The sequence below is a fragment of the Devosia sp. genome, from assembly GCF_035944845.1.
Lineage (GTDB): Bacteria > Pseudomonadota > Alphaproteobacteria > Rhizobiales > Devosiaceae > Devosia_A.
Map to the genome: position 1 here is coordinate 32,328 of NZ_DASZAW010000002.1, position 11,353 is coordinate 43,680.

Here is an 11,353-nt window from a genome sequence, read left to right on the forward strand (position 1 = left end):
CAACGATATCAGCGCCAATGTCATTCATCATGGATGACCAGCATATTGCCGAGATTCGCCGCTTCAACCGCGCCTTCGCGCGCTGGCTTGGGCTGTTCGATGAGCACTACTCCAGGACCGACTACAGCCCGGCCGAGAGCCGGCTGTTCTATGAGCTCGCCGCAGCTGGCCACACCAATGGCGCCAATCTGGCGCGCTCGATGGGTGTCGACCCGGCCTATCTGAGCCGCATGCTGCAGAAGTTCGTCGCCGAGGGGCTGGTGGCGGTGTCGCCCAGCGTCTCGGATCGACGTCGCAACCAACTGGCGCTCACGGCAGAAGGCGACAAGGCCGCGGCCGATGTCGAGGCCGCTGCTGATCGCGCCATCGCTGATCTCATCAGTCCATTGTCGGAAACCGAACGCCACGAGTTGGTCTCCGCCATGCAGACGATCGCCCGCATTCTCGATGGCGAAGATCAGGCGGCATCGATCATCCTGCGTCCCCCCCGCGTCGGCGACGTCGCCCATGTGGTCGCCCGGCAATCGCAGATCTACGCCGGCGAGTTTGGCTGGGACGGCAGCTACGAGGCGCTGGCGGCCGAAATCGGCGGCAAGTTCCTGGCCGAGTTTGACCCCACGACCGACAACTGCTGGATCGCCGAGCGTGATGGCAAGGTCATCGGCTCGGTCTTCGTTGTCGATGCCGGGCAGGGCGTGGCGCAGCTGCGGCTGCTCTATGTCGAGCCCGAGGCGCGCGGCCTCGGGGTGGGCAAGCTGCTCGTCGACCAGGTGGTCCACTTTGCCCGCGACAAGCGCTATGCGAAGATCCGCCTGTGGACCCAGGCCAGCCTCGTCGCCGCCCGCAAGCTCTACGCCGCTGCCGGCTTCACCCTCACCGAGAGCAAGCCCCACCACAGCTTCGGCAAGGACCTGGTCGGCGAGTACTGGGAGCTGAAGCTGTAAGGGGTGTCGCCTCACTCTTCGTCAGCCACCGGGTCATTCCCGCGAAAGCGGGAACCTCTGTTTTCTGGCGTGCTGCACCATCGCAAACGGAGATCCACCGCTTTCGCGGGGATGACCCGGTGATGGAGCCGGCACGGCACTAGTGAGGTCGCCCCTAGTACCCCCGAGCGAAGTCGATCACGTTGGGCAGCGGCAGGCCTGCTTCGTGATCCTTGATCACCTTGGAGAAATACGCGACGCCGGTGCGCTCGCTCGACGCAGCGGCGATGTGCGGGGTGATGTAGACATTGTCCATCGCCCACAGTGGCGAATCCTGCGGTAGCGGCTCCACCTCGAACACATCGAGACTCGCCGCCTTGAGCGTGCCGTCGTTCAGCGCCCGGACGATATCGGCTTCCTTCTGGTGCCCGCCGCGCGCCGCGTTGATCACCACCGGGCCCTCGTTGTCGATGCCCCCACGCTTCAGTTTCGAAAACGTGTCGTAGTTGAGAATGCCCTGTGTCTCCGCAGTGAGCGGCAGCAGGTTCACCAGGATGTCGGTGCCCGCCAGGAACGCGTCCAGCTGCTCGGGGCCGGTGAACACGTCGACGCCCTCGACAGCCTTGGCGGTCCGGCTCCAGCCCCTGAGCTTGTAGCCGAATACCTTGAGGTGTCGAGCAGCGTCGAGCCCAAGCTGGCCCAGGCCCATGATGCCCACCGTCGCGTCCCAGGCCGGCGCCGGGTAGAGCTGCCTCCACTGCTTCGATGCCTGGTCGCGCCTGAAGCGCGTCATCAGTCGCTGGTGCATGGTCACCTGCGAGACCACGTAGTCGCTCATCCGCTGCGTCAGGTCCTCGTCCATGAAGCGGGCAATCGGCACGTCCTTGGGGCGCGACGGGTTGCGCAGCAGGGCATCGACGCCGGCGCCCAGCGACAGGATCGCCTTGAGCCGATGGAGGCCTTCAAACGCATCCGGCTTCGGTTTCCAGATGAAGATATACTCCACCTCGTCCGGATCGTAGCTGTCGGCGCGCGTCACCACCTTGCGGCCGGGCAGGGCGGCGGCAAAGCCATCGGCCCAGCGCCGCTCGTTGAAGTCGGCGAGGTGCAGCAGCAAGGTCATCGGTCGTCTCCCCAAAACAAACGAGCCGCACCAGAAGGCGCGGCTCGAAACTCAAACGGACCTCAGTCGAGGATCAATGGCTGGCAGCCGGCGCTTCGGTGGTCGCCGGAGCCGGAGTGCCTTCCACCGGGGTCTCGGTAGCAGTGGTGCTCGGCGTCTCGACGGCAGCGCCCTCGGTTGCGCCGGCCTCGGCCGGAGCCACGCCCTCTGCAGGGGCGGCAGCGCCCTCAGCGGGAACTGCAGCCGGCGCGGCTTCAGCGGCCGGGAACGGCACCGGCGACGGCGACAGCGTCTGCAGGTAGGCCAGGATATTGGCGCGCTCGGCCGGATCCTTGACGCCGGCGAAGCTCATCTTCGTGCCCGGCGTGAAGGTCTTGGGCGAAGTGAGGAAAGCATCGAGGTTCTCGTACGACCACAGGTCGCCCTTGGCCTTGTGCTCTTCCATGCCGGCCGAATAGGCAAAGCCCTCGTGGCTGCCGATCAGGCGATCGACCACACCGTATAGCAGCGGGCCGGTCTTGTTGGATTCACCTTCGCCAAAGTTGTGGCAGCTCGAGCACTTCTTCACCGAGGCCTGGCCGGCGGTGGCGTCGGCACTGGCCAGCAGCACCCCGAGCGGCACGGCCGGGGCTTCCGGTTCTGCGGCGCCGCCACCGTGCTCACCGGCAACCTCTGCCTCAGCCAGGGTCAGGCCCGGCCCGCGACCTTCGATCGGGTGGTAGATGGCCTCGGCCAGGAACCCCACGCCCATGACGAACAGGAGGGTACCGAGAACGGCGCCAATGATCTTGTTGAGTTCGAACGAATCCATCGCGGGTATCTTCAGCCTTTGACGCCGGTTTGATGAACGGCGGAACAGCGATAGGCCATAGCTGGCCAACCCCGGCGCTTCAAGCCCTGTCCCGACGCGGGCGGAAGATAGTCTGTCCATACCTGTGGTGCAACGGGGCAGAAGCGCACTGCGACAACAGCGCGAGATCAGGAACGGGTGCGGACCATTCCGGTTCGACCTCACGACAAAACAAGCACTTGGAGCAGACGTCCGATGCAACCGCACACCATCCTGCTTCACTGGAAACAGGATGGTTTCGCTCAACATTGACTTGCCGCGTGCCCGGTCGCATTAAGGCGCCGCACCGCGCGGGACGTGGAGAAGTTGCAGACTTTTCCGGGTTGCCGCGTGACAGGATCGGTTTCGGAGTTTCAGCACATGTCGAGAAAGATCGCGTTCCAGGGTGAGCCCGGCGCCTTCAGCCATGCGGCGGCACATGCGCTGTTTCCCGCCGATGAGGCACTGCCCTGCACCACCTTCGAGGACACCATCGCGGCAGTGCAGAATGGCGATGCCGAGTTCGGTGTCGTGCCGGTGGAGAATTCGCTCTACGGCCGCATCACCGACATCTACCATCTCCTGCCCAAGAGCGGCCTCTTCATTACCGGGGAGCACTTCCTGCGTGTCGAGATGAACCTGCTCGGCGTGCCGGGCGCCAAGCTCGCCGACATCAAGGCGGTGCAGTCGCTCTCTGTGGCGCTTGGCCAGTGCCGCAAGTTCATTGCCAAGCACAAGCTCATGACCATCAACGGCGTCGACACCGCGGGTTCAGCCCGCGAGATTGCCGAAAAGGGCAACAAATCGGTGGGCGCCATTGCCTCGCTGTTCGCGGCCGAGGTCTATGGGCTGAGCGTGCTGGCGCAGAATATCGAGGATGCGGCGCACAACACCACGCGCTTTCTGGTGATTTCCAAGCAAGCCGAGGAGCCGGCGGCTGGTGCGGGCAAGGTGAAGACCACCTTCGTATTCCGCGTCCGCAACGTTCCCGCGGCGCTCTACAAGGCGATGGGCGGCTTTGCCACCAACGGCGTCAACATGACCAAGCTCGAAAGCTACATGCTCGACGGCTCGTTCACCGCCACCCAGTTCTACGCCGATATCGAGGGCCATCCCTCGGATCGGTCGGTGCAACTCGCGTTCGAGGAACTGAAGTTCTTCACCGACCAATTCCACGTGCTGGGCGTCTACAAGGCGGCAACGGCGAGCTGACGATCAGTAGAAGTCGTCGTCCTCGTCGGCGCTGACGCTGAGGCCGCCGGCTGCCACGCCCCAGTCGAGATCGTCGGCCTTGTCTTCTTCACGACGGGCTTCGGCCTCGAGGATCTGGTGCTCGAAGGCCGGCAGGTAAAGCGGCGCTCCGACTTCGCGGATCGAGGCGCGTTGCATCTGGCTGAGGGCGATGAGTTCGTGGGGAACTCGGACTGACTTCATCATGACAAGCCTCCTTCAGGCTCGTGAAGTCGATAGAATGCGCCCCAGTTTGTTAACAAGGTCTGAGGGAAGCGTTCAGGGTTGGGACGGGAGCCAACTCGCACCTGATTTCGCGCTCACCACCGGCGTCATTCCCGCGAAGGCGGGAACCTAGTAGGATGCCGCAGCGCTCGTGGAGGTGGATAGATCGCACCGGGTCCCGCCTCCGCGGGGATGACGACGGTGGGGCGCGCCCAGCAAGTGCCGGGGCGAAGCTCGGCCTAGGCCTTAAGCCCTGCATCCTGCTTCAACGCACTCAGCAGATACCTCAGTCCGGCAATGTTCCGGCTGGCTTCGACTCGCGGTCCCATCTGTTCGGCCGAAATCGCAATGCTCTCGCTCAGCGCCTCCAGGGCCCATTCGATCTGAAACAGGTCACGGCGCATGTCGTGACCTGGGGCGAGGTTATCGATCAGACGATCGCAGAGTTCGAGCGCCTCGAGGATGCGCCGACGTGTCCGATCGGCCTCGCGCTGCATCAGCGCACTGAACTCAGCCCGGCCGCGTGCAGCGTCGCGATACTCGTCGGCAATGACGTTCCAGTGCCGGATCATACCCTGCAACAGCGCAATATGACGCCGGGCTTCGGCTTCGTCGTTGCTACCCCTCGCGATCATTGCCGCCTCCAAAGCTGCACCGCTGCAATAACGGTGGCGGGGGCAGCCCGGTTGCATCCGCGCCTATCCGGTCCGAGCGAACGGGATGTCCTGGCCTCGCCCTGGTCGTTGGCGCGGCAGCTGCCCCTCGCGAGCTGGTCTTGCGTTTGCCGTGATCCTCTTCCATATAGGCGACGGGAGGTTGGTGCGGACGTGTTCCTCGCCAACCGGGTCAGGACCGGAAGGTAGCAGCCCCAACGAGACCTTCACGGGTCGTTGCCAGCCTCCTACTTCCCACATCTTTCTGATCCGGCGCTGTCGCTTTGATGGCATGAGCTTTTGCGATCCGCGCCCGCGATGGCTATATGCTCTCCATGGCTGACGGAATGTTCCCCGACGATCCCCCTGCACCCGCCGCCGCGGCGGCGAAGTCGCCTTACCTGGTGCTCGCCAGAAAGTACCGGCCGCTGAGCTTTGCCCAGCTCATCGGCCAGGATGCGATGGTGCAAACGCTGCGGAACGCCTTCAAGTCGGGCCGCATCCACCACGCCTTCATCCTCACCGGGGTGCGCGGCGTCGGCAAGACCACCACCGCCCGGATCCTGGCGCGCGCGTTCAACTATGAGGACGAGACCGGTCGCCATCCGACCCTCGATTTCGCGAAGGAGGGGATCCACGACCGGGCCATCATCGAAGGCCGCCACGTCGACGTGATCGAGATGGACGCCGCCTCGAACACCGGCATCAACGACATTCGCGAGATCATCGACTCGGTGAAGTACGGGCCGGTTTCGGCACCCTACAAGGTCTACATCATCGACGAAGTGCACATGCTTTCGACTGCGGCCTTCAACGGGCTGCTGAAGACGCTCGAAGAGCCGCCGCCCTATGTGAAGTTCATCTTCGCCACCACGGAAATCCGCAAGGTCCCGGTTACCATCCTGTCGCGCTGCATGCGTTTCGATCTGCGCCGCGTGCCGCCGGAGACGATGACCACCCACCTCATCGACCTGCTCGCGCGCGAGAATATCGGCTACGAACCCGAGGCGCTGGCGATGATCGTGCGCGCCGGCGAAGGTTCGGTGCGCGACAACCAGTCATTGCTCGACCAGGCGATCAGCCACGGCGACGGCAAGGTAACCACGGCCACAGTCAAGGCCATGCTCGGCCTCGGCGACCGGGCGCGCACCATCGATCTGTTCGAGGCGCTGATGGCCGGCCGCATCGGCGATGCGCTGGGCAACCTCCGCGAGCTTTACGACGCCGGCGCCGACCCGCAGACGATTATCGCCGATCTCTGCGACTTCACCCACCTGGTCACCCGTATCAAGGTGGTGCCGGCCGCCGCCGACGATGTGTCGCTGACCCCCGATGAACGCAGCCGCGGGGCGCAGCTGGCGCAGAAGCTCGGCATGCGTGCCCTCAGCCGCACCTGGCAGATCCTGTTCAAGGGTTATGACGAGGTGCAGCAGGCCGGCAACGCCCTGCAAGCTGCGGAAATGGTGCTGGTCCGGCTCGCCTATGCCGCTGACCTGCCGACCCCCGACGAACTGATCGCCAAACTCGGCAACCTGCCACCGCCCGCTCAGCCGCAATCCGCCCCGGTGGCGCGCGGCAATGGCGGTAGCGGTGGCGGGCCGTCGGCGGCCCGGCAGTATCAGCCGGAAGTGGCGCCGCGCTTCGATGCCGCGCCGGCGCCGCAGCCCATCCCGCAAGCGACGCCCCAAGCCTTCACGCAACCAGCGCCGCAGGGTTTTGCCAACCCGCGCAGTTACGCCGATCTTGTGACGCTCGCCGGCGAGAAGCGCGACCTGATCGTCAAGCACGCGCTCGAAAGCTCGCTCCGTCCGGTGTCGATCGGCGACGGCCGGCTCGAAGTGGCGCTCGTCCCCAATGCCGACCCCGGTATCATCCAGACCCTCAGCGCCAAGCTGAAGCTATGGACCAACCGGCAGTGGATGATCACCCTCAAGAACGACGCACAGCACGTGCCGACCATGCGCGAGCAGCGCGAGGAGCGGCAGGAAGCGGTGCGCCAGGAGGCCCACCAGGATCCGCTGGTGCAGGCCATTCTCGAGACGTTCCCGGGCGCCACGGTGCGCGTCACCGTCAAGCAGGAACAGATACCGATCGAAGCCTACGCGGATGCCATCCGCGACAGCGATGAGGAAGACGACGAATGAAAGACCTGATGGGAATGATGAAGGCCGCCCAGGAAATGAAGGGGCGGATGGAGGAGTTCCAGAACAAGGTTGCCGAGATGACCGTCGAGGGCCGTTCCGGCGGTGGCCTCGTGGTGGTGACGCTCAATGGCAAGGGCGAGATGAAGGGGCTGAAGATCGATCCCAGCCTCGTCTCCGACGATGTTTCGGTGCTCGAGGACCTGATCCTTGCCGCACATAACGACGCCAAGGGCAAGGCCGAGTACGAAATGAACGCCAAGATGCAGGAAATGACGGCAGGGTTGCCGTTGCCTCCGGGCATGAAGTTTCCGTTCTGAAGATGCGGCAATCGGCAGTCGGCAATCGGCAGTCGCCTGACACCTGCGGCAATCAACGGCGCGGCATCACGACTGCCGACTGCCGACTGCCGATTGCCGTGCGTTAGCCATGGCCAACGGCGGACCCGAGATTGAACAGCTGATCCTGCTCCTTGCGCGCTTGCCGGGGCTGGGGCCGCGCTCGGCCCGGCGGGCCGTGCTGCAGCTCATCAAGAAGAAGGAACAGCTGATGATCCCGCTGTCGGCGGCGCTCGATCGCGCCGTGGCGGCGGTGACCGTCTGCCAGACCTGCGGCAATGTCGATACCCGCTCGCCCTGCCATATCTGCGCCGACCCGCGCCGCGACAATGGCCTGCTGATCGTCGTCGAAGATGTCGCCGACCTCTGGGCGCTGGAGCGGGCCGGGGTCGGGGCGGTGAAGTACCATGTACTCGGCGGCGTGCTGTCGCCGCTCGATGGCGTCGGCCCCGACGACCTGTCGATCGATGCGCTGTTGCGTCGCGCCCCGGAGTTCTCGGAGATCGTCCTTGCGGTGAACGCCACGGTCGAAGGCCAGACCACCGCCCACTACATCACCGACCGCCTGGCCCCCAGCGGCGTCAAGATCACCCGTCTGGCGCATGGCGTGCCGGTCGGCGGTGAACTCGACTACCTCGATGAAGGCACGCTGAGCCAGGCCCTGAAGGCGCGCACGGCGCTCTAGCGCCGCGGGGAGAGGTGACTAACGATCCAGCCCATCGAGCCATTGGCTCTGGTCAATGGCGCTCTCCGGCTCGTCCTCGAGTGAAGCCTCGTCTTCCGCCTCGATCGCTTCCAGTTCGTCGGAATCTGGTGACAGCGTCTCGCGGTGCGCGGCTGGGTCGTGGTCTACCGAGGTCGGGTCCATTCCCTCACCGGCGAGGCCGCTCAGCCGTGACACCGCTTCATCGATGGCGCCGATCAGGCTGCGCGGATCGTCGTCGCCGAAGTCGGTCGCTTCGAGGTTGATGAGTTCCTCGCGGATCGACAGCAGCCGCGCCAGCCGCTCGGCCGCCGGCCACTCGTCACCATAGAGCAGGTCCTCGATCTCGGTCTGGCTCACCGGTTGGGCAAAGCCGGGCGTGTCGCCGTCATTGCCGGCTGGAGTGTCTTCGGCGATCAGCCCACGGAAGTGGTTCGAGATCATCTTCGCCTCCCTGCGATGAGCACTAACGCACAGACCCGACGACGGGTTCGGCCCTTATCTTAAGCTCCCGTTTACGCCGTATCGAGACGTGACGTGCCTAAGTAGAAGCCAGCGTTGTTCCCGCAAGACTCCTTTCACCAGTTGGGGCAGACAGCAATGGTATTGGCTCCCAGAAGGACGCGCCATCTTGCAAACTGTACTGACTACGCTGTTCGAGCAGCACGACCTCCGCCTGGTGGCCCTGGCGGCTTTGGTTTGTGCGCTCTCCGCTTTTGCCGGCATCACCCTGCTCAACCACGCCCGCCGCACCGCCGGTGTCATGCAAAGGGTCTGGCTGGCTGTCGCCGCCTTTTCCGTCGGCTTCGGCATCTGGGCGACGCATTTCGTCGCCATGCTGTCATTCAACGCCGGCATGCCGGTCGGCTACGATCTGCCGCTGACGCTGGTTTCGCTCACCATCGCCATCATGATCGTCGGTGGCGGCTTGTGGTTCGCCGCGCTCGGCACCCGACGCTCCGATTACGTGCTGGGTGGTGCAATCATAGGCGTCGGCATCGCCTCGATGCACTATACCGGCATGGCTGCGCTGCTGATCGGCGGGGGCATCGTCTGGACGTCACCGCTCGTCGCCGCTTCGATAGTGCTGGGTATCGGCTTCGCCGGCGCTTCTATCTACTTCGCGGTGACCGGTAGCACGCTGCGTCACCGCATCCGTGCCACTATCCTGCTGACGCTCGGCATCTGCACCATGCATTTCACCGCCATGGGCGCGGCGGGGCTGGAGAACTGCTTCGCTGTCGTCTCCGCCGAGGATCAGACGCCACAATGGCTGTCGATCGTCGTTGCTCTGGTCTCGGTGATGATCCTGGTCTTCGCGGTCGGCGGTTCCTACCTCGACATGCTCGATCGTCGCCGCACCCTCGCGGAGAGCGACCGCATGCGCGGCCTCGCCGATGCAGCGGTGGAAGGCCTGCTGGTGGTACGTGACGGCGAGATCGTCACGGCGAACCAGAGCTTCCTCTCCATGGTCGACCTGCCGCAATCCGCAGTCAGCGGCAAGCAGCTGTCGGAGTTTATCGGCTCGGCCGTCTGTTCGATGCTGGTCGAGCGGCCCAACATCGCGGTTGAAACCGAGCTCAAGTCCGGCCTCGGCGTGGTGCCGGCCGAGGTCATTCTCCGTCAGGTGGATTTTGCCGGCAAGCCGCACCATGCGATCGCCATCCGCGATCTGTCGGCGCGCAAGCAGGCCGAACAGCATATCCGCTTCCTCGCCCACCACGATGCGCTGACCGGCCTCCCCAACCGGGTGAGCTTCTCGCGCAAGCTCGAGGATGAGATCAGCCACGCCCGGCGGCACGAGCAGACCTTTGCCGTGCTCTGTCTTGATCTCGATCGCTTCAAGGAGGTCAATGATCTGTTCGGCCACGCCGCCGGCGATGCCCTGCTGCAGAGGGTCGGCCAGGCGCTGCTCGGCGCCATCGATGGGGTCGGCGATGCTGCCCGCCTGGGCGGTGATGAGTTTGCCGTGCTGCTGGGCGATATCGGCACGCCGGCCCGCGCCGGCCGCATCGCCGAGCAGATACACGACGCCTTCCGCCGCAACAACGAGCAATCGGCCGGCGGCGCGCTGATCTCCGCTTCGATCGGCATCGCTCTGTTCCCCGACAACGCCGATACCGCCGAACAGCTGATGACCCATGCCGATACGGCGCTCTATCGCGCCAAGCAGGATGGGCGCGGCATCTATCGCTTCTTCGAAAACGCCATGGGCGCCGAAGTGCGGGATCGCCGCATGCTCGAGCATGATCTGCGCCACGCCGTGTCGCGCAACCAGTTGCGCCTCGTCTACCAGCCGCAGGTCGATATCCAGTCGGGTGAAGTCACCGGCTTCGAGGCGCTGGTGCGCTGGAAGCATCCGGAGCGCGGCGAGATTCCGCCCTCGGTGTTCGTGCCGGTGGCCGAAGAAAGCGGGTTGATCCTGCAGATCGGCGAGTGGGTGCTGCGCGCTGCGGCCAGCGAGGCTGCGCGCTGGAAGTCGCCGCTTTCGGTGGCGGTCAACGTCTCGGCGGTGCAGGTGCATTCACCCGCTTTCGCGCAGACCGTGCACGAGGTGCTGATCAGCACCGGCCTGTCTCCGGCCCGGCTCGAAGTCGAGATCACCGAGACCGCGTTGATCCGTGACATGATGCGGGCGGTGACGACGCTGCGGCAGATCCGGGCGCTCGGCGTCCGCATCGCCATGGACGATTTCGGCACCGGCTACTCGTCTCTGGCCAACCTGCGCGCCTTCCCGTTTTCGAAGATCAAGGTCGATCAGTCCTTTATCCGCGCCGTCGACAACAACGACCAGTCGGCCGCCATCGTCCGCGCGGTGCTTGGGCTGGGCAGCGGCCTCAACGTTCCAGTCGTTGCCGAAGGCGTCGAGCGGGCCGAGGAACTGGCATTCCTCAAGAGCGAGGTCTGCCAGACCGCACAGGGCTACCTGTTGAGCCGTCCGGAAGATATCCGCGCCTTTGCGGCGCTGACCGAGGGCAGGACCAAGCTGCTCGACAGCATCATGCCGACGCCACTGCAGGCCCTGGCAGGCTGATCCGGCAAGTCTAGCTCCCCTCCCCCTTGAGGGCTACTAGATTCACACATTGAGGTGTGCGGCGAGGGTTTGGACGGCGCGCTTGGCGGTTTGGATTTCGAGCCAGCCCTGAAGCATGACGACGGGGCCGGGTTTTCCGTAGTATCCGGTCCAT

The 11,353-nt window shown here is 64.8% G+C and carries 11 protein-coding genes and 1 other RNA gene; 7 read left to right on the forward strand and 5 right to left on the reverse strand.

What is annotated here, in order from left to right; genetic code table 11:
* Positions 1-17 precede the first annotated feature (17 nt).
* Positions 18-944 (forward strand): helix-turn-helix domain-containing GNAT family N-acetyltransferase, encoded by a 927-nt coding sequence (locus VGV07_RS00245; RefSeq protein ID WP_326866656.1) that lies wholly within the window; start codon positions 18-20, stop codon positions 942-944.
* A 154-nt stretch (positions 945-1,098) separates the two neighbouring features.
* Here the strand turns inward: VGV07_RS00245 and VGV07_RS00250 are convergent, their stop codons facing one another.
* On the reverse strand, positions 1,099-2,046 hold the full coding sequence (locus tag VGV07_RS00250; RefSeq protein ID WP_326866657.1) for a glyoxylate/hydroxypyruvate reductase A: 948 nt from the start codon (positions 2,044-2,046) through the stop codon (positions 1,099-1,101).
* Between the two features lie 73 nt (positions 2,047-2,119).
* Complete coding sequence (locus tag VGV07_RS00255; RefSeq protein WP_326866658.1) at positions 2,120-2,857, reverse strand: cytochrome c family protein; 738 nt, start codon at positions 2,855-2,857, stop codon at positions 2,120-2,122.
* 399 nt (positions 2,858-3,256) lie between these two features.
* Between VGV07_RS00255 and VGV07_RS00260 the strand changes: the two genes are divergently transcribed.
* Entirely contained in the window at positions 3,257-4,087 is an 831-nt protein-coding gene (locus tag VGV07_RS00260) for a prephenate dehydratase (RefSeq protein WP_326866659.1), read from the forward strand.
* Between the two features lie 3 nt (positions 4,088-4,090).
* Here VGV07_RS00260 and VGV07_RS00265 read toward each other — a convergent pair whose 3' ends face one another.
* Together VGV07_RS00265 and VGV07_RS00270 are read right to left on the reverse strand one after the other, a co-directional pair.
* Entirely contained in the window at positions 4,091-4,312 is a 222-nt protein-coding gene (locus tag VGV07_RS00265) for a hypothetical protein (protein WP_326866660.1), read from the reverse strand.
* Between the two features lie 257 nt (positions 4,313-4,569).
* Positions 4,570-4,965, reverse strand: coding sequence for a hypothetical protein (locus tag VGV07_RS00270; RefSeq protein WP_326866661.1), 396 nt, complete (start codon positions 4,963-4,965; stop codon positions 4,570-4,572).
* A 174-nt stretch (positions 4,966-5,139) separates the two neighbouring features.
* On the opposite strand from VGV07_RS00270, the gene ffs reads away from it, so the two are divergent.
* From ffs to recR, 4 genes are all read left to right on the forward strand, one after another.
* Positions 5,140-5,237, forward strand: an RNA gene (ffs, locus tag VGV07_RS00275) — signal recognition particle sRNA small type.
* An 81-nt stretch (positions 5,238-5,318) separates the two neighbouring features.
* The gene (locus VGV07_RS00280; RefSeq protein ID WP_326866662.1) at positions 5,319-7,127 is read left to right on the forward strand and encodes a DNA polymerase III subunit gamma/tau; all 1,809 of its coding nucleotides are present in this window, start codon (positions 5,319-5,321) and stop codon (positions 7,125-7,127) included.
* Positions 7,124-7,444, forward strand: coding sequence for a YbaB/EbfC family nucleoid-associated protein (locus tag VGV07_RS00285; RefSeq protein ID WP_055877229.1), 321 nt, complete (start codon positions 7,124-7,126; stop codon positions 7,442-7,444). The genes VGV07_RS00280 and VGV07_RS00285 overlap by 4 nt, the downstream gene beginning before the upstream one ends.
* Before the next feature lie 109 nt (positions 7,445-7,553).
* Complete coding sequence (recR, locus tag VGV07_RS00290) at positions 7,554-8,147, forward strand: recombination mediator RecR (protein WP_326866663.1); 594 nt, start codon at positions 7,554-7,556, stop codon at positions 8,145-8,147.
* Positions 8,148-8,165: 18 nt separating this feature from the next.
* Here recR and VGV07_RS00295 read toward each other — a convergent pair whose 3' ends face one another.
* Positions 8,166-8,609, reverse strand: coding sequence for a hypothetical protein (locus VGV07_RS00295; RefSeq protein ID WP_326866664.1), 444 nt, complete (start codon positions 8,607-8,609; stop codon positions 8,166-8,168).
* A 187-nt stretch (positions 8,610-8,796) separates the two neighbouring features.
* On the opposite strand from VGV07_RS00295, the gene VGV07_RS00300 reads away from it, so the two are divergent.
* Positions 8,797-11,199, forward strand: a complete 2,403-nt coding sequence (locus tag VGV07_RS00300; RefSeq protein WP_326866665.1) for a bifunctional diguanylate cyclase/phosphodiesterase — start codon at positions 8,797-8,799, stop codon at positions 11,197-11,199.
* Positions 11,200-11,353 lie beyond the last annotated feature (154 nt).